Below are 26,062 nucleotides of genomic sequence, written 5' to 3'. Positions count from 1 at the left end.
AGACAACCATCTAATTAGATATTTTTTCCTAATTCACTGATAATTAAACAAAAAGAAGCACCGTTTTACACGATGCTTCTCTTCTGCATTACGCTTCTTGTCTGACTGGTTTTTTCAAAATACCCAGTAAAATCGCTGTCACAACGGCACCGATTAAGATGCTGATGATATAAAGAACTGGATGATTTGTTACCCAGAAAACAAATAGTCCGCCATGCGGTGCAGGAAGCGTCACTCTGAAGAATTCCGTTAATCCGCCAGCAACTGCTGCACCAATAACAGCTGAAGGAATCACACGAAGAGGATCTGCCGCCGCAAATGGGATCGCTCCTTCCGTGATGAAGGCAGCTCCCATGAAGTAACATGTAATCCCTGCTTCACGGTCACGTTTTGAGAACTTATTTCTAAAGATCGTTGTTGCAAGTGCAATACCTAGTGGTGGAACCATTCCGCCTGCCATAATCGCAGCATGCGGTGCATAGTTGCCAGCAGCAATCATCGCAAGACCAAATGTGTAAGCCGCTTTGTTAATTGGGCCTCCCATATCAATTGCCATCATACCAGCTAAAATAATACCCATTAAGACAAGGTTTCCCGTACCTAATGATTCAAGCCAATGTGTTAATCCGTCCATCACCATTTTCACTGGTGTGTTGACAATATAATGCATGATAATGCCTGTGAAGAAAATACCGAACAATGGATACAGCAGAACCGGTTTAATCCCGTCGAGTGTCTGCGGTACGAATGTGAATACTTTTTTGAGCAGCACAACAATGTAACCTGCTAGGAAACCAGCAATCAATCCGCCTAAGAACCCTGCACCTGCTGCTGACGCCATAAAACCACCGACCATACCTGGCGCAAAACCTGGACGATCTGCAATACTCATGGCAATAAATCCAGCTAATACCGCAACGATTAAGGCAAGCGCATTATCGCCGCCAATTCCTTTTAAGACAGCTGCAAATGAATTAAATGAAGGGTCCTTAGGATCTGCTGAGTTAATGCCCCAGAAGAATGAAATCGCAACAAGGATACCGCCTCCGACAACAAATGGAAGCATGTTACTTACACCACTCATTAAGTGCTTGTAAAATCCGCTTCTTCCTTTGCCAGATGATTCATTTTCCTCTTTAGAAGAACTGCCGCCTGAACCTTTATAAATCGGCGCATCTTGATTGATTGCTTTTTCAATTAATTCCTGTGGACGGCGAATACCAGCTGTTACAGGGACTTCAATGACATGCTTGCCTTTAAAGCGTTCCATTTCTACTTGCTTGTCCGCTGCCACAATGATGGCTGGTGCTTCTTCAATTTCTTTTGCTGTAAGGGCATGTTTAATACCGCCAGAGCCGTTTGTTTCAACTTTAATGTCAACGCCCATTTCTTTTGCTTTTTCTTTCAAAGCATCTGCTGCCATAAATGTATGGGCAATGCCTGTCGGGCAGGCTGTTACCGCTAAAATTTTAGCAGGTTTTCCTTCTGCAGCCGGCTCCTCTTGAACTTCCTCTTCTTCTTCATCATCTTGATCATGTGTATTGATGATCTCAATGATTTCATCTTCAGTCGCCGCTTCAAGGAGCTGCTTTCGAATTTCTTCACGCATAAGAAGTGTGGATAAACGAGAAAGTGCCTCTAAGTGCGTGTTGTTTGCGCCTTCAGTTGCGGCAATCATAAAGACAAGATGACTCGGCTGTGCGTCTAGTGATTCATAATCTACACCAGCAGTTGAGCGGCCAAATGCAATAGCAGGCTCTTTTACACTCGCTGTTTTAGCGTGCGGGATGGCAATTCCTTCGCCAATACCAGTAGAGCTCTGTTTTTCACGATTGATCACAGCTTCTTTGTAGCCCTCTTTATCATTTAACTTGCCTGCTGTATCTAAAACAGTGACCAGCTCTTCAATGACTGCTTCTTTCTGCTGGCTGTCTAATTGAAGCTTAATGGTATGCTTCGTGAGTAGTTCTGTAATTTTCATGATGACTCCTCCTTTAAATGCGTGTGACTTTTACTTGTGGTAATAGTGTGTCAACAAGCTCTTTTGTGCCAAGCTCCTCAGAAAAGGCTGTAGCGCTTCCTGAAGTAACACCAAGCTTAAATGAATCTTCAATTGAAAGGCCTTTTGAAACGCCGGCTAAAAACCCTGCAACGACTGAATCTCCTGCTCCAACTGAATTAACGAGCGTTCCCTTTGGAACATTGGATTGATAGATTCCTTCTTTACTGAATAATAGGGCACCATCTTCAGCCATGGAGACGATGACATGTTCAGCACCTTGTTCTAACAGCTTTTTCCCATAAGGAATTGCTTCTTCTGCTGATGAAATACTCGTCTCAAACATTTCACCCAGTTCATGATGATTTGGCTTCATTAAGAACGGTTTCATGTCTGCTGCTTTTTTTAACGCTTCGCCAGAAATATCAAGAACAACTCTTACACCTTGCTCTCGGCAAACTTCAGCAATACGCTCATATGTGTTATGAGGTAATGAAGAAGGAATACTGCCAGCTAAAACCACGACATCTCCTTCAGTCAATGAAGAAAATTGAGATAGAAACGACTCAAATTGCGCTTCAGTAATTGATGGGCCGAGTCCGTTGATTTCTGTCTCTTCACCTGTTTTTAGTTTCACATTGATTCTTGTATCTTCTGACACCTCGTGAAAGGCTGTTTGTAATTGTTCGTTCTGTAAAAAATCTTGAATATATTTGCCTGTAAATCCACCAATGAATCCAAGTACTTTTGATTCAACACCGTGACGTTTTAATAGCCTTGAGACATTGATTCCTTTACCACCTGGATATTTTTGATCATAGGTTGAACGATTTAAACCGCCGACTGCAAAATCCTCCACGTGTACGATGTAATCAACTGATGGGTTTAAAGTAACTGTATAAATCATGTTTTCACTACCTTTATAACCGTTTTTTCATGGTAATTATCGAATGAATCCTCTTTTGCGTCGTTTGTGATAATGGTGGCTTCCTGTAAACTAGCAAAGGCTGAAAACGATATTTCGCCAAACTTCGAGGCATCTGATAAGATATAGGTTTTTTTCGCCTGTTTCATGGCTCTTTTTTTCATGAGTGCTTCCTCTGGATCAGGCGTTGTAAAACCCGCCTCGGGATGAATGCCGTTTGTCCCAACAAAGCTTTTGTCAAAACGATAATTTTCCATCGCTGTCAAAGCTGCGGCTCCCACCATGGCTCCTGTTCGATGTTTCACTGATCCGCCTATCAAGTAAAAAGTAATGCCTTTTCTCATAAGTGCTTCAATGTGCATCACACCGTTTGTCACCACAACAATATCTTGATCTGGATCGATATATTCAATCATTTGCTGTGTGGTTGTACCTGCATCTAAATAAATACAGTCGCCCTGTTTTAAAAGAGATGCCGCTGCCTCTGCTACCAATGACTTTTCTTGAAAGTTTTTGGCAGATTTCTCAAATACATCTGGTTCAAGCCGAATACTCGAAATCTTGGCTGCTCCTCCATGAACCCTTTTAAGAAATCCTTTTTCTTCAAGGGCTGATAAATCTCTTCTAATTGTAGATTCAGACGCATCCGTCATCATCGTTAAGTCCTGTATTTTAATGACATCATTTTCTTCTAAGCTGTCGATAATGAGTTGATGTCTTTCCGGTGTTAACATGAGAACACCCCTTTTGAAAACGTATTCATTTTGCGCGCACCTTTATTGTAATCGCTTTTTTCAACATTATCAATACAAAACAATCAAATACATTCAATAACTATCAAAATCTTTCACCATGGTCATCTTACCTTTATATGTACCATTTGTAAACTGAAAAATATGTGACATTATGATGAAAGTCATGATATTAGCATTTCTATCATTTTTTATTTCATTCAATGGAACTAAAAAAAGCTTTTATGCGATTTGCATAAAAGCTTTTGGTGTGGAATGAAGGCGAATGTATACCATTTGTATGCTTTTTTCTTCTCCGAATTATTCATACCTGAGCGATTCAATAGGGTCTAGTCTCGCTGCTTTATTCGCAGGAATTAACCCAAAAACAATACCAATGAGCATACTAAACAGTACGCCTCCACAAACCACTTGCCAAGATACGAGAGACGGCCAGCCGGCAAATAGTGATACTAGCGAAGCGCCGCCTAAACCAAGTGCAATTCCCATCAGCCCGCCGATGAGTGTTAAAACGACAGACTCAATTAAAAACTGAACGAGTATTTGCGCCCTTGTTGCGCCCATCGCCTTTCGAATACCGATTTCTCTTGTCCTCTCTGTCACAGAAACGAGCATAATATTCATTACACCGATGCCGCCGACAAGTAAAGAGATTCCGGCTATTGAGCCAATGATCGTTGTCATAACGGACGTTATTTGACCGATCCCTTCTGCTATTTCTTCCATATTGATCATTTCGTAAGCATCTTCTGTATGATGATTTTCATTTAGTATGGCAGCCGCGCTCTTTCCTACTTCCTTCATTTGATCCGCATGTGCGACTTGAATAGACAACTTATCATATTCATTCATACCAAATGTGGAGGTGAGCATCGCAAATGGGACATATATTTCATTCATATCAAATGAAAACATCCCTTTCTGTTTTGCTAACACACCGATGACTTCAACTGGCTGTCCGTTCATCCAAATCAGTTCACCTAATGCCTTTTGTCCATTGAATAGTTCTTTTTGTAAGCCATCCGAGATGAGGGCAGCTCTTCTGCCGCTTCTAAAGTCAATATCTCTTAAATTCTGTCCTTCTGCGATTTGTAATGAATGTACATCCGTATACCCCTCATTTATGCCGTTAACTGTCGCATCAGCTGTCGTATCTTGAAATCTCAGCTGCATTCCTTGTGCAGTCGAGGAGGCGACCTGCTTCACCCCATTGATTGTCCTAATGCTTTTTATGTCTTCCTCAGTAAATGAGGCTTCAAATAAAGCATTTGGATTTGCATTTAACTCTTCGTCAGAAGGCGTATATGTCATATCAATGGTATTGTTTGGACCTGAAATCGATCCTTTTAACATTTGCTCACCGCCTTGACCGATCGCCACGACTGCAATGACTGATCCAACACCAATAATAATCCCAAGCATCGTTAAAATAGAACGTAATTTATGAGCTAAAACCGAATTCAGCGCTATTTTGATATTTTCAAAGAGTTTCATTCATAGCGTCCCCTTGTATCCATCTATCTTCAACAAGCCGTCCATCTCTCACAACGACCGTACGGTTTGTGTACGCAGCTATTTCTTCTTCATGGGTGACAAGCACAATCGTTGTCCCTTCCTCATTCAGCTGTGTAAACTGTTCCATAATTGACATGCTTGTTTTTGAGTCGAGCGCACCAGTCGGTTCATCTGCCAAAATAAGCTGAGGCTTATTGACAATCGCTCGTGCAATGGCCACCCTTTGCTTTTGTCCTCCTGACAACTCACTTGGCATATGTTTCATTCGATCTGCCAAACCAACCTTTTCAAGCGCCAATTCCGCACGTTCTTTTCTTTCCTTTTGGCTGATCCCAGCGTAAATCATTGGCAGTTCAACATTGCGCCTCGCATTTAACCTTGGCAGGAGGTGAAATTGCTGAAAAACAAATCCAATGGATTGATTTCGAATGACCGCAAGCTCTTGATCCTTTGCTGCTGACAGCTCTGTACCTTGAAAATGATATTGTCCTGTCGTCGGGCGGTCTAAACAGCCAATAATATTCATTAATGTTGACTTACCAGAGCCGGACGGGCCCATAATGGACATATACTCGCCTTTTTCAATGACAAGATTCATGTCACTTAATACATCAAATGTTTCGTGTGCGACCTCATAGCTTTTTGTTACGTTGGAAAGCTGAATCATTCAGCATCCACTTCCATTCCGTCATACATATCATCTGTTGGATGAGCAATGATTTGATCCTCTGCCTTGACACCTTTTGTCACTTCAAGATCATGACCTGACGTTTCCCCTATGACCACTTTTACTTTTTTCAGTACATTTTTTCGAACAACATAAACGTATTGTCCACCAGTCTCTTTTTTTACCGCTGTTTCAGGAATCGTTTGCGCTTGGCGCTTATCTGTTTCAATTTCCATGATCATTTTAAAACCAGGCTTCGCCTCAGGTTTCTTTCCCTTTATTTCAACTTCAACAGGAAATTGAACCGTTTGATCGCTCGAAGTTGTTTCGGCTGCAGTCTGGACAGGAACAGCGCCCACTTTTTTCACGACTCCTTGCCAGCTCTTCCCGCGAATGACATCAGACGTTACCTTCACTTTTTGTTTCTTTTTGATTTTGATGGCATCATACTCTGAGATCAAACCCCGTACAATCATTTTTTTCTCATGACCAATATGGATGATCGGCTGCCTTTCTTCCGGCCCCCCTGCTCCGGCCTCTTGCTCAATGGAAATGACTGTTCCATCAATTTTACTATGTACGGTTAAATCTTCTATTTGCGCCTTTACTTTTTCTTGGCTGATCACTGCTTGCTTTTGTTCTAATTCAGCCGCTTTCAGTTCTAATTGAAGCTGATCTCGCTCGCTTTTGGCATTAGCGTCAGATCCGTCTGCTTTTTTCTCATCTAATTCACTCAGCCTTTTTTGCAATTGTTCCAGTTTTAATGTACTTGACTCAACGGCTAGTGCTTGCTGCTGCTCCTCAAGCTCCAGTTCCTTGTTTTCATATGTAAGAAGCGGCGTTCCAGCCTTTACCTTTTCCCCTTCTTTCACAGCAATTCCCTTCAATTTCCCCTTTTCCTCTTCTTCATAGATGAACTGCTCTTCAGAGAACGAAAGTGTCCCGGGTGTCATCACCGTAGATGTGATTTCTTTCGGCGTGAGTTTGACTGTTTTAATCGCTGCTGTAGAAGCAGGCTTTGCTTGGTTTTTCGCAATATTAAATCCAATAAATAGTCCGATCACAATAATTAAAATAGATCCGATGATGATTTTCTTTCTCATAAAAACCTTCTACCCCCAGCTTACTGATATGTTAATTGCAGTTCCTACATATTTAAAAATTAACGATAAGATATAAAAAACGCCTATAATCACCCAAGAAATTCTCGGTGATATACGCCCAACTCGAATGAATAAAAAGCCTGTTAAAACAAGATTCCAGATCACAAAAAGATCGATATTGGCTAACACCGCCTGCCATGGACCAGAAATTCGAATGAGCGCGTTTAACGAGGTAACCGTGATGTCTTTTGGAACATGAAAAAGGATGACTGCCAAATGAGAAATAATCGTCCCAATGATCGTAACGGGCGTAATGAACAGGACCGCTGAAAACAACTGCCGAAATGATGCATCACCTTTCGCTAAAAATACGATGAACTTATATATAGCTGCATTGATGACAATGCCAAATACCAGACCAATGAGCGTCACCACATAAACAACAGGTACCGGCAAACTTAAATCTGCCCACATTCCCTTATTTACGAGCTCAGACAAATAAGTCACAACGACTGTTAAAATAAGCACACAAGATAAAGGCCACCAAACAACTGGATGTTCCCATACTCTTTTCAGGTGCTCTGATGGTCTTGTGCTCACTCCAATGATCGTAGGTTTTTGCATGTTTTCTTTCATCAAATGTCATCCTCTCTATGTCAAGCAAGTATGCAAACGCACAATGACGCTCTTTTTCTTTCTATTTTATCAAAAGATTGCCAATAAGTGATCGATCATTTAATTTTCTTATTTTCGTTGAGAAAAAATTTTATCTATTATTCTATTTTCACGAATGAAACCCTTCAAATGACCTCATGATCCGACCATATTCATATCAAGAATCGTGCTTTTACTGACTTAAAAACATTTTATTAAGTAAACAATATGTCTTTCGGAATAAATATCCTTTTCTTTTGGATTCGCATGGTCTTACATAGACACAACAATTTTTTGTTAAAATAATCCTAGTAATTTCGGCAAATCCCGGCTTTATAGGACTATGATTGGTTTCTTTTACAGAACAAATAAGTCTTTAGTATCAATACTTTCATATTAAAAAATTAAAAATAAAGGGATTTTACTTGATCAAAAGTTATTTTTTCATATAATGTAAAATAGAGGTAGGTTAAATGATAGTGGAAATGGAGTCAAGTGAATGTTAAGAGAAAAATTGAAAATGCAATTGATTTTACTGTATGAAAAGGAACAAGAAGCATGGCAATACTTTCGAAAGGAAAGAGAATCGATTTATCATGAGCTCAAATTACTTGATATGAAAGAAAGCAGACCTTCTAACGACAAAATATACTACGCTGCAAGATGTGTAGATATTATTAAAGAGAAAAAGGGAAGCATTGTGAGCACAAAAGAATTAAAGGAACAGCTTCAAGCTCAAACAGATTTCAATGTGAGACGAATCAGCGAATTGTATGATCTCATTCAGCAGCTCGATCCTCACATTTCTAAAGCAAGAAGGGGATGTTTTATTTACGAAGATCACACCCAAGCACCTCTACAAACTTTTCACACATAAAAAATTGGTTACAGCCGGGTGGCCATAACCAAATCCTCTAATATCTATTATCCACCACTTACAGGAGGAATGAGTGCAACAGTGTCCCCGCTACGCACTTCAGCATTTCCCCTCGTATATATCTCGTTGACTGCAACCATTACATTTTGTGCAGCATCAACACCATATACCTCCTGTAATTCTATTTTAATCTCATCAACCGTTGTTTGATCTTTTTGAATGATGATTTGTTGTTTACCGGCCTTCTCAGCAAGGCCGGCGAACAATAACACATTAATCATGCTGATCACCTTCTTTCTCTGCAAGTTGAAGATGGCTAGGTTTACCTTCTGGATATGAAACCGTTTCAAGCTGATCACCTATCCAGGCCTCTCCATCTTCCCAATATTCTTTTTTCCAAATAGGAACGATTTCCTTGATTCGTTCAATAGCATATTCATTGGCTTCGTAGGCAGCCTTCCTATGAGGAGACGAAACGGCGATCGCAACAGCAATATCGGTTATCTCAAGTGTTCCAATTCGGTGCACAATCGCAGCTTCAGTGTCAGGCCACCGATTCTTCATTTCTTGTCCAATTTGCCTTAGCATGTTTTCAGCCATTGGTATGTATGCTTCGTAGGTTAAACGCAATGTTTTCTTGCCGTTTGTCCATTCTCTGACCGTCCCGATAAACGTTGTAATCGCTCCTGCCTTTCGTCTTGTCACATGCTGAATCAATTCGTTTACCTCAATCGGCGTTTTTGTTATTTTAAAAAGTTCGCTCAAAACGTGCCGCCTCCCTTCAATAAGTGAAAAGCAAATGTCATCCCGCGCTTATCAAAAGCTGAAAACACAGGAAACGGGTAATTTTCGGTTAATGGATCCTCTTGAGAAAAATAAATAGCTGCTTGTATATTAGAAAGAGTTGAAAGGTCATTAAGCTCCTCTTCATTCTTGACACAAACGATTTTGCGATAAGGCGCCTGTTTGTACCCCTCTATAAGAACAGCGTCTAACGGAAGATGCTGACACATGTTGAGCAGCTGCTCTAACGTGAAGCCCTGCATCGAAAAGTGAAATTCACCTTCTCCTTCCACACCTGCGGCATATGCACCTGCCTGAATATATCGATCAGTATCCTTTTCTTTGAAAAGACGATCTGGTGTCCCGCCATGTCCATGGTGTTTAAAGCAGCCTAGCTTCAGCCCTTCACATTCAGCCAGCTGACAGAGCTTTTCGATCAACGTGGTCTTGCCGCTATTTTGATAACCGACCACCTGTAATATGCTTAATTTGTCATCCAGCATGGAGACCCACCGCCTTTGTGCTGAAACAGCAGAACATCAACTTGATCACCTGCTTGAAAACCTCTTGTTCCCCCAGGCAGCACGATGAAACAGTCAGCCTCTGCAATAGAGGTCACTGCACTTGATTTATCAAGACCTGTTGGAGTCACACTGATCTGACTGCCAGTGAATTGAAGGGCCGCCCTCACAAAACGAGTGAACGGATTGGCTTTTGGAAAATCATGTGTGAGTTTCGCCTCAGCAAAAGCGGGAAACGGATTTTCTTTCCTATACCATTTATAAATGATCGGTTTCACAAATAATTCAAAGCCCACAAAACAGGCAGCAGGGTTTCCGGACAGCCCAAACAGCAATTGGCCATTCGGCATTGCAGCCACAGTCGTCACACTTCCAGGTCTCATGGCTACTTTATTAAACAGGACCTTGGCTCCCAGCTTTTCATAAATGGCAGGCAGAAAGTCAAAATCGCCCACTGACACACCGCCTGTTGTGATCAGAATGTCTACCTTGCTCATGGCTGCTTTTACTGCATGATAACTTTTGTCAAAATCATCGGAGACTCCGCCTAAATCAAGCGGCTCAGCTCCGGCCTCAAGTACTTGCGCATAGACCATACTAAGATTACTATTTCTAATTTTGCCGTCCACCATGGCATCACTTACTTGAAGAAGCTCTGTGCCTGTTGAGATAATGCCAATCACCGGTTTTTTGACAACTGGCACTACCGCATATCCGAATGTCGCCAATAGAGCCGTGACGCCAGGAGTGACATCTGTTCCTTTTTTGACCATCACGTTTCCTTTAAGTACTTCTTCTCCTTGACGAGAAATATTGTCTCCCTTTTTCAGCGGTCTTTTCAGTGACATGAATGATTTGCCGCCTTTTTCAAAAGTCTTCGTCAGTTCAATCATGATGACGACATTTGCGCCATTTGGAATTTTTGCTCCTGTCATAATACGAATGGCCTGAAAGGGACCGATGGTTTTTGCTGAGACCATTCCTGCACCAATATGATCAATGACCTCGAATTCAACTGGATGCGCACTTGACGCTTCTTTTGTGTCTTCTGCCCGAAGCGCAAAGCCATCATACGGAGAACGATCAAATGCCGGAACATCATGGTCTGCCAAAATATCTTCTGCAATAAACCGTCCAAGGCTGTCTTTTAAAGGGATCCATTCTATTTCTCCATGTTTTTCGTATTGGTGGACTTTCTTTATGGCCTCTTCTACTGGTATTGGCTGCCGTCTTTCCATCACACATCACTCCTATATCCCTAGCAGTCTTGCTAGTAATGAATTGGCTTCTTTTTCATCATTTGTTCCATGGATTAATGCACGTCCCCCTTTGAAACAGACCATTCGGTAGTTTTCGTAGCGTACATGGATTAAGAAGTCGTTTACTTCCACCTCACATATAGATGAGAGCCGCTCTTTCATATACTGAAATGATAGTTTTGCTAAATCCTTCGATACAATTTGAACGGTGTCACGTCCGCAAAGGACCGTCGATTTTTTACGCTGATCATGTAAATAAGGATAGGTTCTTGCCGTGCCGCAAGTTGGACAGGTCTTCTCTTTAGTGCGAGATAAATCCATTTTAAATGATGTAGACTGCCAAAGATCAAACGTGACAAATTTCCGCTCGATTTGCTCTTCATGCCCTGTTAAATATTTGAGTGCTTCTGTTTGCTGATAAGCAGAAACCATTTGAACAGCAGGTGAAATAATTCCCGCTGTATCACACGTCAAGCCGCCAACAGGCATTGCCGTGAACACACATGATAAACATGGCGTTTTATCTGGCAATATGGTCATATACATCCCCTGACTGCTCACACAAGCGCCATATATCCACGGCGTCTTCGTTTCTAGTGATAAATCATTCATCACCATTCTTGTCTCAAAATTATCTGTTGCATCAATGACGATATCTGCTCTCTGGAATAACGGCCTTAACAGCTCCGCCCCTGCATCTTCAATCAGGGCGTGTATCGTCACTTCATGATTGATCTGCTCGAGACGTTTTTTTGCCGCTGCTGCTTTTGGCACATGTGCGTTTGCATCATGTTCCGTGTACAGCTGCTGCCGCTGTAAATTTGAAAATTCCACATAATCACGATCGACAATCGTAAGCGTACCAATGCCAGACCGAACAAGCCCTTCCGCAGAGGCGGTACCAAGAGCACCGGCTCCAACGATCAGAACATGACTTTCAACCAGCGCATGCTGTCCTTTTTCCCCAACCGGAGGGAACAAGATTTGTCTTGAATATCGGTCATTCAATGCTGTTCTCTCCTCACCGTTTTTTATGTATCATATCATACCGTTTTCAGGTAAATCGCTTCTTTTATTGATATTACGAAATTCATTTGATGTCACGTTCAGTTCTTCCTCTGAAACGATACGCACTTGAAGCTTTTGAAGCAAGTCCTTGACGGCAAATTGATTCTCTTTTAAACACGCGCGAATAAACGGCAGAGAGCGGCGGTGATAAAGCGCAGACAAAGGCTGTAATCTGCCCTGAACAAGCGGGATAATGGCATCTGCGTGCTCGCTGCAATAGGACGATAATACTTCCGCCGTTTCCTTCCGTATGAAAGGCATGTCACATGCCATTACTAAATACCATTCTGCCTCTTGCTTTTGCATCGCCGTATATATGCCGGCAAGCGGTCCGCATCCGCGCACCTCTTCATCATCTAACCACACACTTTGTTCACCTCTTGCTTTGAAAAAAGGAAGAAGCGACGGATGGCTGATGATAACCGTCTGCCCTTCTAAAAGCTGCTCTTTCACATGCTCATATAATGGTTTCCCTTGATACATATGACTTGCCTTTGGCTCTCCAAAGCGTCTGGAAGCGCCTCCAGCTAAAATGACATTCACTACGTGCATCCTCTAAGTCCTCCTTTGATATGGTTGTTCTAATCGCACTCCTTTCGCATACTTTATTGGTAACATGAATAAGGAGGGTCTATCGATGAACAGGCGCCATGCTTCTCCCCTATTCCATGATTTATCTCAAGAGAATTTATACTTAAAAGCTGAAACTGCCAAATATCAACAAATGATCTCTGATTTACAGTCCTCATATACGTATTCTAAAAATAAGAAGTTAACTCAAGAATATCATGAGATGAAAAAGGATTTCACGCAATTAAAACAACAATTGGATGAAATGACCAATGATCAACACGATGCTGCCTCAAAAATACAGGAACTCTCCTACAGCAAATCAGAATTATTACATAAAATTGTCCTTCTCCATGAGATGCTGCAAAAGGAAACCTATCATAGAAGAAAAGAAACCGAAGAAAAACACAGGCTGCATTTGAAAGTTGTCAAATATAAGGAAATCTCTCAACAATTAAATGAGCGGATAGAGGATCAAGATAAACAGCTTGCAAAAGAGGAGAAAAAAGGAAATACTTTATCCGCAGTGATTGAGAAGCTGCAGCAAACATTGAGCGATAAAAATGCAGAGTTTCATGTATTACAGGAAGGCGTCAGACACCTTCAAGAGCGTTTTTATGAAACACAAGAGAAATTGCTGCAAATAGAAAAAGCAAAAGAAGCGATTTTTTACGAAACGCTCACAAGCTATCAAAAACAGTTAGCAGAAAGCGAAGAATGGATCGCATCTCATTTTGCTGATATTGACCAGTCAGAAAAAACAAATGCACAGCCATTCTCACGAGACCGGATCCTGCAAACGACAGAAGAAATCGAACCGATCTTGAAGAAACTCAACGAACAAGTTCAAACACTTCAGGAACACGTTGATGCAGTGCAGCGTAATGGAGAGGTCATGACAGTCAAAATCGACAGCTTCAAAAAACAGCGTGATCACCTGCCCAAGGAACGCAAAATTGTCTATACAGTTGATCAAAAGAAGTAATTCTCGAAATAAAAAACTGCTGGCTTTTACGCTCAGCAGTTTTTTATTTATTCGTCTTCTGTTTGAATGTCGCCTTCTAAAATATACTGTCCGCGATAAGGCTTCTTCACTTCAGGGTACATTTTAATTAAGCTTTGCATAAACGTTGTCATATTTGGGATTTCAAGACCGCTCTCTTTTTCGATCTCTTTTTGAAGCTCTGAGCTTTTAATCGCTGCATTATGACGTTTTAACGTTTTAATCGCAGCTTCACGAAGCTTCGCTGCCTTAGAGCCAGGACGAGCTGTGCCTCTTCTGCGTCTTGTCGATCCTTCAGGAATACCTACAGGTGCACCGTTTAGCTGTCCTGTTCCTAAAGATGATGATTGTGTTTGTGCCGGCTGCTGGTAGCTTCTCATTTCTTGCGCAGCAAGCTCAGCTAATACAGGCAGTGAATCCGTCTTTCTCTCTGTACGTACTTCTTTTTTTGTATCTGACACTAGACCTGTTCCTTGACGGTCTAATTCTCTTAATTTTGCATAAATCGCATCTCGCTCAATTTGATATTCACGGATGACCTTTACTTCTGCCTCGTTTAATTGTTCCAATCGTAAACGTAACGCTTCCCTCTCATTAAACAATGGATTTCCCCCTCATCATATAAAAAATATTCTATAGTAAATATTAGATTAGAAAACTAATTTTATCAACTATTTTTTTATCATTTTACAGTTTACTAACAGATAGGTATTTTCAACTAAAATTTTGCCAAAGAGGAAAAATCGGCACCCATTTCATTGCCACTATAGGCTTTTGACAAATCTTAAAATATTGTAAAAAAATTGAATAAACGCTTATACTACTTGATTTATATAGTTATTTACCTAACTGAAATTTCTTTTGTGCAAAAACGTTCTGAATAGTAAAAAGTTAAAATCTTTACATTTTCATTTCAAAACAAAAATGTAAATAGGTCGTTATACCTTTTTGTTTCAGGGATATTTTTTAATAAACTCCCTCATTTTCTCTTTTCTTAGGAATAACACCTACATAAAAACTCATCCGAAGCCATATGCTTCTTATTTTTGTCCATGAAAAAACCCCCATTTATGGGGGAAAAGCTTATTCTGCAGCCTTTTCAGACTCAGAAAGCACTCGATTGACACGTTTTTCAAGCATTTTCATTCCGCTTCCGCCGGCTTGGAAATGGCGTAAAGCACCTGTTTTATCAAATACATAATATGCCGGTACATATTCGTTTTCAAAGGCTTCTGTTAAGTGATGATCACTGTCCACAAAGATTGGCTGCGTGATTTCATGCTCTTTCGCAACTTCTTTGATTTTTTCTAGATCTAGGTCATCCTCTGAACGAGGCATATGAACTGCCACAACGTTTAGTTGATCCTTGTATTCATCACGGAATTGATTGACTTGAGGCATTGCCTCTTTACAAAGATGACAGCTGACTGACCAGAAATGAATCAATGTTGGTTTGTCACCAATCAAATCTTCTTTTGTTACTTCTCCATTTAACCATTCTTTTGCACCAGTTAGTTCTGGCATTGGTTGACGTAATTTCATTATGAAGCGCCTCCATCCATTGTATGTGTCGAAACAAAAAGGTCTAACATCAGTTAGACCCTCCTGTTTCTTCAGTTATCAATTAAAGTGTTTTTTGACCAGGTTTCCAGTTCGCTGGGCAAAGTCCACCAGTTTGTAATGCTTGAAGAACACGTAATGTCTCATCTACATCACGACCGATATTGTTGTGGAATACTGTTTGGTATTGTAGTTCGCCTTCTGGGTTAATGATGAATAAACCGCGAAGAGCAATTCCTTCTTCTTCGATTAAAACGCCGTATTCTCTAGATACTGTGTGGTTAGTATCAGCAGCTAACGGGTATTTTAATTCACCTAGACCATTATCTTTACGGTCTGTATTAATCCAAGCAAGATGCGTGTGGATTGTATCAGTAGATACACCAATGATTTCTGCATCTAAATCTTCGAACTCGTCATAACGATCGCTCATTGCTGTAATTTCAGTTGGGCAAACAAATGTGAAATCCATTGGATAGAAGAAAAGAACTGTCCATTTGTCATTCTTCATGTTTTCCTCTAAACTTACTTTACCAAATTCCTTGTTAGCAAGTACTGCTTCCATTTCAAAACGTGGAGCTTGTTTTCCTACAAAACGCTCTGCCATATGTAAATCCCTCCAAAAAATAATATCTTTATACAGTCTTCTTAGCTGTATATAAAATGAGAATCAAAACTTAAAATTCTCATTTAGTTAATAACTTCACAATTACAATTATAATACTTATGCGATTTTTAGTCAATATTAATTAATAATAAATTTAATTAACGATTTGTCACAATTCCTGCTCTACTTATCAAAAGTTTAACATGACTTGCATAAGGGAACAAATGATTAGCTTCTCTTTTAGAGCATACATAGAAAGGTTTTGAAGATTATGAGAGCATTTCAACAAGTAGATTGGGTTTCCATTATCCTCAATAGCAGTATGATTTTGCTAAAACTAGTCGCCATTTTTGCCATTTACTTTATCATCAGAGCCATAGGAAACAAGATGATTAAGCGCGCCTATTCAACATTCGCTGAAAAGCATGAAGTCTCTTTATCAAGAGCTCAGACACTGCAAAGTTTGACGTTAAATATTTTCGCCTACTTATTGATTTTTATTCTAGTTGTGATGATCCTCGACTTATTTCATTATAACCCAACCGCTTTGCTGGCAGGTGCGGGCGTTGTGGGACTTGCGATCGGTTTTGGCGCTCAAGGGTTAGTGAGTGATATTGTGACTGGATTCTTTATATTATTGGAAAAACAATTTGATGTAGGAGAATATATAACGGTCGCTGGCTTCGATGGGATTGTCGAACAAATTGGCCTAAGAACCACGCAGCTTCGAAGCTTTGACGGCACCCTTCATTTCATTCCAAATCGCAGCATACTGAATGTGAGCAATCATTCTAGAGGGACGATGCAGGCACTCGTTGATATTGAGCTGTCACCGGATGAAAATGTGGATCAGATGATCACAGCCCTCCAAGCTGCCTGTGATGAAGTGCGGGAGGAAACTCCGCAAATTATCGAAGGTCCTCAAGTTGTCGGCGTAGAGGCGTTCGGTTCCTCTTCCCTTGTGCTGCGCATCATAGCGAAAACTGAAACAATGGAGCAATGGCGAGTGGAACGAATCTTGCGCAAAAAAATGAAAGAAGTACTCGATATAGAAAAAGAGCAAAAAGAACCGGGATCATAATCTACCGGTTCTTTTTCTTGTTTTATTGAACACGCTGTTCTACTTCTTGACAAATTTCATCAGCCGTCATACCTGATGCTGTAATAACAGATGCCTTTGTTGTTGTGTCTGAAATGCCAAGAACATTTGAATCTAGTCCTGTGACGACATAACAGTCACACTGATCCATTTGCTGTTCATTTTGAATACGTACGACATCATACCCTTTTTGCTTCAATAGTTCTTCTACATCGGATAAAGATTGTTCTACACCAATTCTTGTCATAATCAAGAACACCTCCTGTTCATAAGGTGTACAGGAGGCAGCTCGATTATTCATTCGCCAGCTTGCTTTTTAAAATAAGCCGTCATGACATTCACAGCTGTTTCAATCGCGTTTTCATCAGGCTGGAGCTTTGCATGGTGCAGGCCGTATTCTGAATCGACCCCTAACCAAAACATGAAGCCGGGATACTTTTTCAGCATGTACCCAAAATCTTCTCCTGTCATGGCTTCTCTGCATTCAATCACATTTGCTAGCCCTTCTTCGGCTACATATGACATAAATTCCTCAGTCAAATCCTTTGAATTGTCCACTTCGTAATAAGATGAAGGATATCGAACGGTTGCCTTGCATTCGTAGCCAATTTCAATGCCTTTTGCCAATGCTTCAATTCTCTTTCTCACCTTGTCCATAGACTCTGGGGATAGTGTGCGAATGGTACCGTCAAGCTTTGCATGCTGCGCAATAATATTTTGAGCCGTTCCACCGGTAATTGTACCGACTGTAATGACCGCACTATCAAGGGGGTCGACATTACGCGAAATAACCGATTGCAGCTGACCTACAAGTGCACTTGCAGCAACAACCATATCATTGGCTAAATGAGGATATGCAGCATGTCCGCCTTTTCCTTCAAGCTCAATCACAAGCTCACTCGTATTGGCAAATAACAAACCAGGCTTCGTAGCAATTGTTCCAACAGGATATTCAGGTGCGATATGCAGCGCTGTAATAAAGTCTGGCGTCCATTTTTTCAATACATCACTTGCAAGCATCGGTTCAGCTCCGCCTGGACCTTCTTCTGCCGGCTGGAAGATAAATAATACGTCTTCTTTGATCGGTTCATGGACGAAATGATCAATGATACCAAGTGCAATGGTCATATGAAGGTCATGTCCACATGCATGCATCTTTCCTTCATGCACAGATTCAAATGGATACCCTGTTTCCTCAGGAATAGACAGACCGTCCATGTCTGCACGATAAGCAAATACGCGCGTTGGATTTGTTCCCTTCACTTTCACAAAAAGCCCAGTTCGCCACGTTTCAATCTCAACTCGATCTTTTGAATAGGTACTAAGGTGCTGAATGAGATACGCTTGTGTTTTAAATTCTTGGAAACCAAGCTCAGGGATTTGGTGTAAATCTCTTCGAATGGATATTAATTGCTCACGATTTAACAAGTGAACTCACTTCCTTTCTTCTATACGAATAAGACGTGGATATCTCATCCACGTCTTTGTCTTCAGCTGCGAATTATATGAATTAAAGCTGACGCAGTTCTTGTTTGATTTCAGTCTTACCTTTTGTTTTCTCATCAATGTCTTTGATTTTCTTAGCAGGTGTACCTGCTACAACTGTGTAAGGCTCTACATCGTTTACAACGATTGCACCAGCAGCTACTACTGCACCTTTACCAATTGTCACGCCTTCTAGAACAACAGCGTTCGCACCGATGACAACGTCATCTTCTACAACAACTGGTTTAGCAGACGGCGGCTCAATAACTCCTGCAAGAACAGATCCAGCACCGATATGACAGTTCTTACCTACTGTCGCACGGCCGCCAAGCACCACGTTCATGTCAATCATCGTACCTTCGCCGATCACAGAACCGATATTAATAGAAGCACCCATCATAATGACTGCATTATCACCGATTTCAACTTGGTCACGAATGATTGCCCCTGGCTCAATACGGGCTTTAATGTTTTTCAAATCTAACATCGGAATTGCAGAGTTGCGGCGGTCATTTTCCACGACAACATCTTCAATTTTATCTTTGTTAGATGCTAGCGCTTCTTGAATTTCGCTCCACTCACCGAAAACAACTCCAGTGTTTCCTGTGATGAATGTTTTTGCATGTTCACCAAACTCAATACCTTCTAAGTCACCTTTTATATAGACTTTGACAGGTGTTGATTTTGTACTATTTTGAATAAATGAAATAATTTCATTAGCGTCCATTTGTTTCATGTATGTATGTCCTCCTCTTAATTTATACTTCATTACTGTACCAAAGGAGTGTTTTAATGACAAGTGAAAGAGTCATCTCCGCAATGGAAAATAAAACAAGCGGGACCGATTATCCCGCTTCTTGCTGGTGAAGCTGAACAAATTGTCTGCCAAAAGATATTAATTCGTCTTCTTCCTCCCCTTCTGGATTCAGCTCAATCTTAACTGAGGGCAGGACAATGTCACCGCCAAGCTCCTTCACTTTTTCTTCGATTAGGTCAACAGCTCCGCAAAAATGTTCGTAAGATGTATCGCCAGAACCAAATACTGCAAATGCTTTTCCCGTTAAATCAAGCTCTTCCATTTCTTCATATAAATCAATAAAATCATCCGGAAGATCGCCATCTCCCCATGTATACGCACCTAACATAATGTGCGAGTAATCATTGAGCAGCTCGGCATCAATATCCATCGCTTCATGCCGGTCTACGCTGGCTCCTGCTTCCGTTATACCTTTTTCAATTAAATCTGCCATCGCTTCTGTATTTCCAGACATCGTGGCATATACCAATAAAACTTTTTCTGTCACTTTTTCTTCCTCCTTATCAATGAATCAATGCAGGCTCCTCATATGGCCTGACAAACTTACTTTCATATAAACCCGCACAGAAAAAGTTTTCGTTTTGATTGGCTACACGAAAACCATGTCCTTTGATCGTATCAAACCATTTGAGCTCTTTTTGCTCAATATCAAGCTGATACACTTTAGAAAATCCGTGTTCGTCTTGTGAGGTGGTCACATACACAATGCCATTATCCTCTGACACATCCAAAAATGATTCTTCTCTAGCAAAGGCCTGTGATTGAATATCATGCAGAATATTTGTATGTAAATCTAAAATTTGAACAGATCCTTTTTTGCCTTTTTTTGAACCTAACGCACAAACAAGAAGATGTTCATGACAGAGCAGCATAGAAGCTGTCATGCGGTGCTCCTCTCTGTTTAGAAGAAAAATATGTTCTCTTTGCAAGTCATACACCCATATTCCTCCGTGAACCTCATGAATCTGTGTTCCAATATAAAGATGGTCACCTGCAGCACATAAAGAACGAATGACCGGCGGATGATTCACATGAGCAAATGGCTTCATAATTTCCCAGGAAATTCCGAAATCATTTGACACATAGATACTATGTTTTCCATGCGCACACACAAACCCATCTTTGCGTCCTGTAATAGACCAAACGACTGCATTTGTTGGGAATGAAGATAACGCCCATGTGTTGCCTTCATCTCCTGATCTAATTACTGTGCCATTTTCACCAACACCGAATAAATAAGGGCCAATATAGCTGATCGCATGGATTTTATGCTTGAGCTTAAACAGCTGCTGCCATCCGCTCTCCACACTATAGTGAAAAATACCTTCACGTTTTACAGCAACAAAGTATCCACCACTTTTAGATGCTGCAACGGCTGTTGCTCCTTTATGAAACATGATTTTCAACTCGTTTCTCAGATAAAGCAGCCCACGTTAAAAAGCTCGCAGCAAATTCCTGACAGCACGCCACATCTTCATCTGTATCCGGTGCAAGCTCCATTTTTAATGTTTCAGGAAAAACAGATGCACCCGTTGATTTCAGCATGTCATGGAATGTATGGACAGCCTCGCAAAACTTCGGATAGCTGTAATCACCCGATCCAAAGACAGCTGCTTTGATGTGACGAAGTTCCAGCGTAGAGACCTCTTCATAAAAATCCTCTGCTTCATATGGCAAATCTCCATCACCCCATGTATAAGAACCAATGAATACGTAATCGTATGAGGAAAGGTCTTCAGCATTCGTATCATCAAACTCCATCATCTCTGTATCGATCCCTTTTCCTTCAAGTGTTTGCTTTAAGATCGCTGCCATATCTTCCGTATTTCCAGACATACTCGCAAATGCAATTAGTGCTTTCATCTATCGGTCACCTCATCTAAATGATAATCATTTTCAATTATTATATGTACACTTTAAATGATAATGATTTTCATTGTCAAATGTTTTATGGAAAGACATTGATCAAGATCAGCATAATTAAATAAAAAACCCGCTCATTCCAACTGGAAGGCGGGTTTTTTATGTCGAAAGGATCATGGTCTGATCATTCGCTCGTTTCATCTATTTGAATAAAATATGGACCATAGTCCTTTTCATGCGTCATCACAAATGTCCATTTTTCATTCCAATCCATCACATACATATCGTTATAATCCATATCATCAGATTGATATGGTAAATCATTAATTGAAAGTGAGCTGGCATTTTCGAACAGATACGCCTCGTTCACAAATTGATAAAAAACAGTACATTTGTACTTTTGTTGTTTAAGAAATGTGTCTATCGCTTCATCTTTTTCAAGGCATGTAACCATTCCTGAGCTGCATAAATGCCATAGAAAGTCATCTATTGCCGCCTCTTTTTGTTCCTTGATTGACAGATGACGAGCAAAACGTTCACGCCATCTCGCGCGTAAATCATGTCCCCATTTCGGTTTGTTGATTTTGATCAACTGTTTGTTTCTCATTTGGTGAAATTGCTCCTCAAATAGTGTATGAAGTCGAAGGACTTAAAAAAAGCACCTTCTTTCTTCCAATAAGGTACTTACACGGCATCATTCTCAAGCATTTCTTTAACCACACCAACAAAAGCTTGTACCTGTTTTAACTGAAAAGACGCTTCATAGCCTAGCAGCCATGTGTCACGACCGATTTGCTCTCCGTTCACATCAACAAGCGGTGTTTTATAAACACTTTTTTCGTGGTCATATAAGGTAACAGAAGGCAAAATGGCGTAGCCGATGCCGTGGTAGGCCATTTGTTTACATGTTTCAATTTGGTCTACTAAAATCGTCTGCTTTGGAGACACTTTAAACTTTTGGTGCCACCAGTGCTGGATTTCCTGATAATACGTGCTGTCGCTTTTAAATTGGATAAATGGCCGCTCTGTCTTGATTAATTCATCTACGTCCTTGATCACGGAATCGACTAAATATAAATGATCTGTCATCAAGTATTCCTTTGTCCCCTTCCAATCAGGGTTTCCGCGAATGATTCCTATGTGCACGTGGTCTTCATATAAGCTTTTGAGCATTTCACTGCTCCAGCCAGTAACGAGTGATACTTTGGCATTTGGATATTTTTCAACATACCGTTTTAACACCTTTGGCAGCCAGTGCTGTCCAATAATCGACGCCACCGCAAGCTTGAGTGTACCGTGAATATCACCCTCAAGTTCATCAATTCGCTCTCTCACTCGATCCTGTTCAACCGTCACCTCTTTTGCAAATTGAATAATCTGTTCGCCTGCCGAGGTCACAGTCAGTCCCTTTTGTGAACGAAAAAAGATTTTGGTTCCCCATTCCTTTTCGATCGTCTGCAATCTTTGAGATAATGCAGGCTGAGAGACAAAGAGCCGCTCTGAAGCCTTTCTCATATTCAATTCTTCACTTAGCACAACAAGCATATGTAACTCCTGAAGCTGCATGGGTGTCCCCTTTCTCTCTATAAGTTTTTCTTATTTTATATGCTCATTATATAAATTTTAACTTATGAAGGCAAAAAAAATAAGCTGGGCTGCAGCTCATTTTTTTGCGGAATGAATGACCTCATTTAAGCGCTTTAATACAACTCGTCGAGTAAAAATGCCTTCAAAGACCTGCTCCTCATTTTCTACACAAACAAATCCATTATTCGTCACAGCGTGAACGCCTTTTAGTACAGGATCTGTTGTTTTAAGTCTCGGAATATCCGTCAGCATGACCTCTTCAACCTTCAACTGGTCGAGCTTCTCGAATTCGATACGTTCTAAACCGAAGATTTTATCCATAATCATATTCGTTCCGATTAACCCGTGTAAATGATAAGAAGCGTCTAATACCGGTATGGCTGTATATCCTGTTTTTGTTAGAACCAATAGGGCATGCTCAAGATTATTTCCAATTTGAACATGTGCCACCTTATCTGCATCAATCATATGCTCGGCTACTGTTGACTCAAGCAATTGAGTCGGTTCTATCTCTATCATGTTTCTTCGACCCCTTTTCTCTCAATCATCAATCATACATTCCCCTTTACCATTAAGCATAAACTAAAACGAAATTTGTCGAAAGATTTTTTCTGCATAAAAAAGATACTCAGCCCCCGAGTATCTAATAGAATGTTAAATCAATATTAATTCTCAAACCTTACTCTGTCATACAATGTGATCAATTGCTTATACGTATTGTCGTCGACATTTTTTGTTCCACATTCTATATCATTGATCTCACTGCTTAGTAATTCGACAGCATATTCCTGATTCAGCAATACGTTTAATAATAGCTTTTTCTCTTCTTCATTAAAACGATTTTCGATGACGCTCATTCAACATCAGGCCCCCTGTTTCATATATGCTTTTATATTGATTAGCAGGCTTTTGAATGTCTGCTTCCTCTCTATACAGCTAGAATAAGGAACTAGAATCGAATCGTCAACCGCACGTTTCGACAAGGTTTGGAGAAAAATGACGGAATTTATTTTGTGTATCGATTGGCATAGCAAAATGCTGCATATGAGTCGGGTTTTATTTTCGCTTCAATTCCCATAGCTGTGATCATTCCGGTCATTTCCTGAATCAGCTCTTTTGTACTTCCTTTTTTGCCAATATCCAGATGGGCTTCAAAACGAAGGTCTGCCCCTTCCTCAGCAAACGGAAGAAGCAAATCCATCAGTTCTGTTAAAGGCCCCTCAAGGATGTCTGCACATACCTTTTGGCTAAACGCTGTCTCTAATGAAATTTTTTCTCTAAGGCTTTGCACGGGTCTCTCGATCACTTGTTGTGTGAGACAGCCCCAAGCTCCTTTGCCAATCCGGTGGAGATGAATTGCAGTCATAAATGTTGTGACATTTTGATTAACCTGAGAGTCCGTACCAATTGATAACACATAGGCGGATCTAGGGTCTTTTCGAATAAAGTCTTTCATTCTCATGACGACATCAGAAAACGCTAAATGATCTTCAGAAAGATTGTAGAAAAAAGAATCACTCACAGAAAGGAACTCCTTTTTAATGGTCTCTTATCCGAAAAATGCGCTGATTGATCATCTTCCATTTGTACATATCATCTATGATGATCCATGTATGCTGCCGCAATAAACGAAGGAATCCTCAGAAAAAACATTTCATACGATTCAGCTTAGGATTGTAGAAGCTCAAAAATCTCAATCGAAATCATATCAATGTTGTCAAATGGGAAAGTATTTGGCTTATCCCCTTGTTGAAAAACAGTCAATTCAAACGTTTGATTCTTTTCGAAATACTTAACACTACAGATTTTCTCACCGTTCACTTCGAAATAACGCTGTGCCGGCTCGTTTGCAGCTTCTGCTGTCTCTTGAAGACTTTGCAGCCTTGTAATGATACCCATTAATTGTGACATTCTAAAAAAAGACTCCTTTCAAAAAAACAACTCAAGATGAACCCGTATTGATTATACACAAGTCCTACAAAGCATCATACCATAAAGTGTTCTCAGATGATATTTTTCCTCTTGAATTCAAAAAAAGAAAAAGAATCTGTTTTTTTAGTTTGAGTCTTTTTTCTCATCTCATGCACCATGATTTTATAAACCAGCAGATCTCATCAGCCGTTTCGCAATTTCATCAAAATCTTCTTTAGAAATCCCCGGAGCAAACTCTTCTGGCAATTCTCTATAATCTGGCACAGGTGCACCTTGCGGGGTTCCCTCAATGACTGTCAGCGGCTTTCCATCAATCGGGTGGCTGCCTTTCCAAATTTTATTGATATCCTTGTAATCCGTATCACTAAATGTGTACAGCTTTGTATGAACATTCTGGTCTTCAAATTTCCTCGCTGAATCAAAGTATTTGTTGTCGAGATTTGGGATTGGCAGCATCTTCCCTAAATCTACTCCTGTAGCGACTTCAAGTGCCTTAGCGTATGCCACAATATGCACGCCGCCCCTCACAAGTAAATAACCGATCATCTCTCTTGCTGTAGGGTGGTCTGTCATTTCATATACGCGCATTTTGTGCGTACGTGCTCCGCATTCAAGAAAGAAATTATGGAGAAGGTCAAGAATGAGGTTGCCACTTGAGAACACATTCTCTCCGGTCCAAGGTTTTGCCATTGAATCAAACGGATAGCCTGTTTGGGCTGTTTGAATAAAATGCTGTGTATTTCGTTTATCGACAGCTGCCTTCATCGGCGTCGTATCTGGGTCCCCGCCATGGGTGGTTCCTGTAATCATGAGATTGATGGCTGTGGTTACAAGCTCAACATGACCAAATTCTTCAGCCGTAATACTGGATACGAGGTCATAAAACGGTTTAAGTTTTCGTTTTCCTCTAAAGTTAAAGGATTGAAACATGTAATTATTTAATGTGGACATTTCACCGAATTTTCCGCCGAGTAATTCTTGCACAGCAGCGGCACCATTTGCATCTGGGTGATCTGGCCTTGGCAAATCAATGAGCAGCCGCATGTCACGTTTGATCATGATGTTTCCCTCCTACCGTCTAACTATCATCACTTAAGATGTATGGAAGGTTTGGGCTGTCCTATGCATGAAGGGAAAGATTGAAGCACAAAAAAAAACTTGGCGGGGGTAGCGCCAAGTTTTTTGGATCTTGATCTGATAGAGGGGTTGGGGAACAGAGAGTAGCTTCTCTCTATAACTAAATGATAATGATTATCAGTTTCATTGTCAACCATTTTTTATTTCTTTTTTCTATCAAAAAAAGCAGCCTGCAAGGCTGCTCAGATTGATGACAAAAGGCTAAAATTCCTTTTGTTTATATTTCAGCGTGATAGAAAACCTTTGAAGTCTAGAAAGGACGAGTACCGGAGCGAATTT

The 26,062-nt window shown here is 40.6% G+C and carries 32 protein-coding genes; 3 read left to right on the top strand and 29 right to left on the bottom strand.

All coding sequences use genetic code 11. The features are described from left to right. Positions 1 to 88: 88 nt before the first annotated feature. From ASE42_RS07865 to ASE42_RS07835, 7 genes are all read right to left on the bottom strand, one after another. Positions 89 to 1,981, bottom strand: coding sequence for a PTS fructose transporter subunit IIABC (locus tag ASE42_RS07865; RefSeq protein ID WP_024424741.1), 1,893 nt, complete (start codon positions 1,979 to 1,981; stop codon positions 89 to 91). 13 nt (positions 1,982 to 1,994) lie between these two features. Next, positions 1,995 to 2,906 carry a 1-phosphofructokinase gene (gene pfkB / locus ASE42_RS07860; protein ID WP_056766345.1) on the bottom strand — a complete coding sequence of 304 codons (912 nt, stop codon included), beginning with the start codon at positions 2,904 to 2,906 and terminating at the stop codon, positions 1,995 to 1,997. After that, positions 2,903 to 3,658, bottom strand: coding sequence for a DeoR/GlpR family DNA-binding transcription regulator (locus tag ASE42_RS07855; protein ID WP_056766343.1), 756 nt, complete (start codon positions 3,656 to 3,658; stop codon positions 2,903 to 2,905). The genes pfkB and ASE42_RS07855 overlap by 4 nt, the downstream gene beginning before the upstream one ends. Positions 3,659 to 3,976: 318 nt before the next feature. Then, positions 3,977 to 5,170, bottom strand: a complete 1,194-nt coding sequence (locus ASE42_RS07850) for an ABC transporter permease (protein ID WP_056766341.1) — start codon at positions 5,168 to 5,170, stop codon at positions 3,977 to 3,979. Then, positions 5,157 to 5,858, bottom strand: a complete 702-nt coding sequence (locus ASE42_RS07845) for an ABC transporter ATP-binding protein (RefSeq protein ID WP_024426879.1) — start codon at positions 5,856 to 5,858, stop codon at positions 5,157 to 5,159. Before ASE42_RS07845 ends, ASE42_RS07850 begins: the two co-directional genes overlap by 14 nt. Then, on the bottom strand, positions 5,855 to 6,961 hold the full coding sequence (locus ASE42_RS07840) for an efflux RND transporter periplasmic adaptor subunit (RefSeq protein ID WP_056766340.1): 1,107 nt from the start codon (positions 6,959 to 6,961) through the stop codon (positions 5,855 to 5,857). The genes ASE42_RS07845 and ASE42_RS07840 overlap by 4 nt, the downstream gene beginning before the upstream one ends. 9 nt (positions 6,962 to 6,970) lie before the next feature. After that, positions 6,971 to 7,597, bottom strand: a complete 627-nt coding sequence (locus ASE42_RS07835) for a YIP1 family protein (RefSeq protein ID WP_056766338.1) — start codon at positions 7,595 to 7,597, stop codon at positions 6,971 to 6,973. Positions 7,598 to 8,114: 517 nt separating this feature from the next. Here ASE42_RS07835 and ASE42_RS07830 point away from each other — a divergent pair. Beyond that, on the top strand, positions 8,115 to 8,492 hold the full coding sequence (locus ASE42_RS07830; protein WP_024424734.1) for a hypothetical protein: 378 nt from the start codon (positions 8,115 to 8,117) through the stop codon (positions 8,490 to 8,492). 47 nt (positions 8,493 to 8,539) lie between these two features. On the opposite strand, the gene moaD is transcribed toward ASE42_RS07830, so the two are convergent. From moaD to ASE42_RS07800, 6 genes are read right to left on the bottom strand one after another with little or no spacing between them, the layout of a single operon-like run. Continuing rightward, the gene (gene moaD / locus ASE42_RS07825) at positions 8,540 to 8,773 is read right to left on the bottom strand and encodes a molybdopterin converting factor subunit 1 (RefSeq protein ID WP_024424733.1); all 234 of its coding nucleotides are present in this window, start codon (positions 8,771 to 8,773) and stop codon (positions 8,540 to 8,542) included. Further along, the gene (locus ASE42_RS07820) at positions 8,766 to 9,257 is read right to left on the bottom strand and encodes a molybdenum cofactor biosynthesis protein MoaE (protein WP_056766335.1); all 492 of its coding nucleotides are present in this window, start codon (positions 9,255 to 9,257) and stop codon (positions 8,766 to 8,768) included. Before ASE42_RS07820 ends, moaD begins: the two co-directional genes overlap by 8 nt. Continuing rightward, positions 9,254 to 9,778, bottom strand: a complete 525-nt coding sequence (gene mobB / locus ASE42_RS07815) for a molybdopterin-guanine dinucleotide biosynthesis protein B (protein WP_056766870.1) — start codon at positions 9,776 to 9,778, stop codon at positions 9,254 to 9,256. Before mobB ends, ASE42_RS07820 begins: the two co-directional genes overlap by 4 nt. Beyond that, positions 9,760 to 11,037, bottom strand: a complete 1,278-nt coding sequence (gene glp / locus ASE42_RS07810; protein ID WP_056766333.1) for a gephyrin-like molybdotransferase Glp — start codon at positions 11,035 to 11,037, stop codon at positions 9,760 to 9,762. The genes mobB and glp overlap by 19 nt, the downstream gene beginning before the upstream one ends. Positions 11,038 to 11,046: 9 nt before the next feature. After that, positions 11,047 to 12,063, bottom strand: a complete 1,017-nt coding sequence (locus ASE42_RS07805; RefSeq protein WP_056766332.1) for a ThiF family adenylyltransferase — start codon at positions 12,061 to 12,063, stop codon at positions 11,047 to 11,049. A 30-nt stretch (positions 12,064 to 12,093) separates the two neighbouring features. Then, positions 12,094 to 12,675 carry a molybdenum cofactor guanylyltransferase gene (locus ASE42_RS07800; protein WP_041117250.1) on the bottom strand — a complete coding sequence of 194 codons (582 nt, stop codon included), beginning with the start codon at positions 12,673 to 12,675 and terminating at the stop codon, positions 12,094 to 12,096. A gap of 85 nt (positions 12,676 to 12,760) precedes the next feature. On the opposite strand from ASE42_RS07800, the gene ASE42_RS07795 reads away from it, so the two are divergent. Beyond that, a complete protein-coding gene (locus ASE42_RS07795) occupies positions 12,761 to 13,678 on the top strand; it encodes a hypothetical protein (RefSeq protein WP_056766329.1) in 918 nt (305 codons plus the stop codon). 47 nt (positions 13,679 to 13,725) lie between these two features. Here ASE42_RS07795 and rok read toward each other — a convergent pair whose 3' ends face one another. From rok to ahpA, 3 genes are all read right to left on the bottom strand, one after another. Next, positions 13,726 to 14,298, bottom strand: a complete 573-nt coding sequence (rok, locus tag ASE42_RS07790) for a transcriptional regulator Rok (RefSeq protein WP_025092353.1) — start codon at positions 14,296 to 14,298, stop codon at positions 13,726 to 13,728. A gap of 481 nt (positions 14,299 to 14,779) precedes the next feature. Then, positions 14,780 to 15,238 carry a TlpA family protein disulfide reductase gene (locus tag ASE42_RS07785; RefSeq protein ID WP_024424727.1) on the bottom strand — a complete coding sequence of 153 codons (459 nt, stop codon included), beginning with the start codon at positions 15,236 to 15,238 and terminating at the stop codon, positions 14,780 to 14,782. An 82-nt stretch (positions 15,239 to 15,320) separates the two neighbouring features. Next, entirely contained in the window at positions 15,321 to 15,863 is a 543-nt protein-coding gene (gene ahpA, locus ASE42_RS07780) for a biofilm-specific peroxidase AhpA (RefSeq protein WP_003211758.1), read from the bottom strand. Between the two features lie 271 nt (positions 15,864 to 16,134). Here ahpA and ASE42_RS07775 point away from each other — a divergent pair, with 271 nt between their 5' ends. Continuing rightward, positions 16,135 to 16,944: a mechanosensitive ion channel family protein gene (locus ASE42_RS07775; RefSeq protein ID WP_024424726.1), complete on the top strand. Its 810-nt coding sequence runs from the start codon at positions 16,135 to 16,137 to the stop codon at positions 16,942 to 16,944. Positions 16,945 to 16,966: 22 nt separating this feature from the next. On the opposite strand, the gene ASE42_RS07770 is transcribed toward ASE42_RS07775, so the two are convergent. The 13 genes from ASE42_RS07770 to ASE42_RS07710 all read right to left on the bottom strand — a co-directional run bounded on the left by ASE42_RS07770 (position 16,967) and on the right by ASE42_RS07710 (position 25,705). Further along, complete coding sequence (locus ASE42_RS07770; protein ID WP_024424725.1) at positions 16,967 to 17,209, bottom strand: YkuS family protein; 243 nt, start codon at positions 17,207 to 17,209, stop codon at positions 16,967 to 16,969. Positions 17,210 to 17,259: 50 nt separating this feature from the next. Next, the gene (locus ASE42_RS07765; RefSeq protein WP_056766328.1) at positions 17,260 to 18,390 is read right to left on the bottom strand and encodes an N-acetyldiaminopimelate deacetylase; all 1,131 of its coding nucleotides are present in this window, start codon (positions 18,388 to 18,390) and stop codon (positions 17,260 to 17,262) included. A gap of 82 nt (positions 18,391 to 18,472) precedes the next feature. After that, entirely contained in the window at positions 18,473 to 19,183 is a 711-nt protein-coding gene (dapD, locus tag ASE42_RS07760; RefSeq protein WP_008347987.1) for a 2,3,4,5-tetrahydropyridine-2,6-dicarboxylate N-acetyltransferase, read from the bottom strand. 109 nt (positions 19,184 to 19,292) lie between these two features. Continuing rightward, positions 19,293 to 19,751 carry a flavodoxin gene (locus ASE42_RS07755; RefSeq protein ID WP_024424724.1) on the bottom strand — a complete coding sequence of 153 codons (459 nt, stop codon included), beginning with the start codon at positions 19,749 to 19,751 and terminating at the stop codon, positions 19,293 to 19,295. Positions 19,752 to 19,767: 16 nt separating this feature from the next. Then, on the bottom strand, positions 19,768 to 20,661 hold the full coding sequence (locus ASE42_RS07750) for a hypothetical protein (RefSeq protein ID WP_024426867.1): 894 nt from the start codon (positions 20,659 to 20,661) through the stop codon (positions 19,768 to 19,770). Beyond that, entirely contained in the window at positions 20,651 to 21,127 is a 477-nt protein-coding gene (locus ASE42_RS07745) for a flavodoxin (protein WP_041108802.1), read from the bottom strand. The genes ASE42_RS07750 and ASE42_RS07745 overlap by 11 nt, the downstream gene beginning before the upstream one ends. Positions 21,128 to 21,311: 184 nt before the next feature. Next, a complete protein-coding gene (locus ASE42_RS07740; RefSeq protein WP_056766326.1) occupies positions 21,312 to 21,734 on the bottom strand; it encodes a DUF4275 family protein in 423 nt (140 codons plus the stop codon). Positions 21,735 to 21,811: 77 nt separating this feature from the next. Further along, positions 21,812 to 22,693 carry a LysR family transcriptional regulator gene (locus ASE42_RS07735; RefSeq protein WP_024424721.1) on the bottom strand — a complete coding sequence of 294 codons (882 nt, stop codon included), beginning with the start codon at positions 22,691 to 22,693 and terminating at the stop codon, positions 21,812 to 21,814. Between the two features lie 96 nt (positions 22,694 to 22,789). Next, the gene (gene cbpB / locus ASE42_RS07730; RefSeq protein WP_034281593.1) at positions 22,790 to 23,233 is read right to left on the bottom strand and encodes a cyclic-di-AMP-binding protein CbpB; all 444 of its coding nucleotides are present in this window, start codon (positions 23,231 to 23,233) and stop codon (positions 22,790 to 22,792) included. A 146-nt stretch (positions 23,234 to 23,379) separates the two neighbouring features. Next, complete coding sequence (gene abbA, locus ASE42_RS07725; RefSeq protein WP_003210802.1) at positions 23,380 to 23,571, bottom strand: antirepressor AbbA; 192 nt, start codon at positions 23,569 to 23,571, stop codon at positions 23,380 to 23,382. 149 nt (positions 23,572 to 23,720) lie between these two features. Further along, positions 23,721 to 24,236, bottom strand: coding sequence for a ribonuclease H-like YkuK family protein (locus tag ASE42_RS07720; RefSeq protein WP_024426864.1), 516 nt, complete (start codon positions 24,234 to 24,236; stop codon positions 23,721 to 23,723). A 146-nt stretch (positions 24,237 to 24,382) separates the two neighbouring features. Next, on the bottom strand, positions 24,383 to 24,625 hold the full coding sequence (locus ASE42_RS07715) for a YkuJ family protein (RefSeq protein ID WP_003212254.1): 243 nt from the start codon (positions 24,623 to 24,625) through the stop codon (positions 24,383 to 24,385). A 183-nt stretch (positions 24,626 to 24,808) separates the two neighbouring features. Continuing rightward, on the bottom strand, positions 24,809 to 25,705 hold the full coding sequence (locus tag ASE42_RS07710) for a manganese catalase family protein (RefSeq protein ID WP_034281589.1): 897 nt from the start codon (positions 25,703 to 25,705) through the stop codon (positions 24,809 to 24,811). Between the last annotated feature and the right edge of the window lie 357 nt (positions 25,706 to 26,062).

This window comes from Bacillus sp. Root920 (genome assembly GCF_001429445.1).
Classification (GTDB): domain Bacteria; phylum Bacillota; class Bacilli; order Bacillales; family Bacillaceae; genus Bacillus; species Bacillus safensis.
The sequence above is the reverse complement of the archived record's forward strand: the minus strand, read 5'-3'. Positions and strand labels throughout refer to the sequence as shown.

Bases quoted from the DNA above. Each gene is read 5' to 3' on its own strand.
- dapD (WP_008347987.1), bottom strand. From the start codon at position 19,183: ATGAAACAAATGGACGCTAATGAAATTATTTCATTTATTCAAAATAGT.
- ASE42_RS07715 (WP_003212254.1), bottom strand. From the start codon at position 24,625: ATGTCACAATTAATGGGTATCATTACAAGGCTGCAAAGTCTTCAAGAG.
- ASE42_RS07770 (WP_024424725.1), bottom strand. From the start codon at position 17,209: ATGACAAGAATTGGTGTAGAACAATCTTTATCCGATGTAGAAGAACTA.
- ASE42_RS07850 (WP_056766341.1), bottom strand. From the start codon at position 5,170: ATGAAACTCTTTGAAAATATCAAAATAGCGCTGAATTCGGTTTTAGCT.
- ASE42_RS07855 (WP_056766343.1), bottom strand. From the start codon at position 3,658: ATGTTAACACCGGAAAGACATCAACTCATTATCGACAGCTTAGAAGAA.
- abbA (WP_003210802.1), bottom strand. From the start codon at position 23,571: ATGAGCGTCATCGAAAATCGTTTTAATGAAGAAGAGAAAAAGCTATTA.
- ASE42_RS07740 (WP_056766326.1), bottom strand. From the start codon at position 21,734: ATGAGAAACAAACAGTTGATCAAAATCAACAAACCGAAATGGGGACAT.
- moaD (WP_024424733.1), bottom strand. From the start codon at position 8,773: ATGATTAATGTGTTATTGTTCGCCGGCCTTGCTGAGAAGGCCGGTAAA.
- ASE42_RS07865 (WP_024424741.1), bottom strand. From the start codon at position 1,981: ATGAAAATTACAGAACTACTCACGAAGCATACCATTAAGCTTCAATTA.
- mobB (WP_056766870.1), bottom strand. From the start codon at position 9,778: ATGCTGGATGACAAATTAAGCATATTACAGGTGGTCGGTTATCAAAAT.
- ASE42_RS07785 (WP_024424727.1), bottom strand. From the start codon at position 15,238: ATGAAATTACGTCAACCAATGCCAGAACTAACTGGTGCAAAAGAATGG.
- cbpB (WP_034281593.1), bottom strand. From the start codon at position 23,233: ATGATAGAGATAGAACCGACTCAATTGCTTGAGTCAACAGTAGCCGAG.
- ASE42_RS07835 (WP_056766338.1), bottom strand. From the start codon at position 7,597: ATGAAAGAAAACATGCAAAAACCTACGATCATTGGAGTGAGCACAAGA.
- ASE42_RS07710 (WP_034281589.1), bottom strand. From the start codon at position 25,705: ATGATCAAACGTGACATGCGGCTGCTCATTGATTTGCCAAGGCCAGAT.
- ahpA (WP_003211758.1), bottom strand. From the start codon at position 15,863: ATGGCAGAGCGTTTTGTAGGAAAACAAGCTCCACGTTTTGAAATGGAA.
- pfkB (WP_056766345.1), bottom strand. From the start codon at position 2,906: ATGATTTATACAGTTACTTTAAACCCATCAGTTGATTACATCGTACAC.
- ASE42_RS07800 (WP_041117250.1), bottom strand. From the start codon at position 12,675: ATGCACGTAGTGAATGTCATTTTAGCTGGAGGCGCTTCCAGACGCTTT.
- ASE42_RS07750 (WP_024426867.1), bottom strand. From the start codon at position 20,661: ATGTTTCATAAAGGAGCAACAGCCGTTGCAGCATCTAAAAGTGGTGGA.
- ASE42_RS07745 (WP_041108802.1), bottom strand. From the start codon at position 21,127: ATGAAAGCACTAATTGCATTTGCGAGTATGTCTGGAAATACGGAAGAT.
- ASE42_RS07830 (WP_024424734.1), top strand. From the start codon at position 8,115: ATGTTAAGAGAAAAATTGAAAATGCAATTGATTTTACTGTATGAAAAG.
- ASE42_RS07775 (WP_024424726.1), top strand. From the start codon at position 16,135: ATGAGAGCATTTCAACAAGTAGATTGGGTTTCCATTATCCTCAATAGC.
- ASE42_RS07840 (WP_056766340.1), bottom strand. From the start codon at position 6,961: ATGAGAAAGAAAATCATCATCGGATCTATTTTAATTATTGTGATCGGA.
- ASE42_RS07845 (WP_024426879.1), bottom strand. From the start codon at position 5,858: ATGATTCAGCTTTCCAACGTAACAAAAAGCTATGAGGTCGCACACGAA.
- ASE42_RS07795 (WP_056766329.1), top strand. From the start codon at position 12,761: ATGAACAGGCGCCATGCTTCTCCCCTATTCCATGATTTATCTCAAGAG.
- ASE42_RS07735 (WP_024424721.1), bottom strand. From the start codon at position 22,693: ATGCAGCTTCAGGAGTTACATATGCTTGTTGTGCTAAGTGAAGAATTG.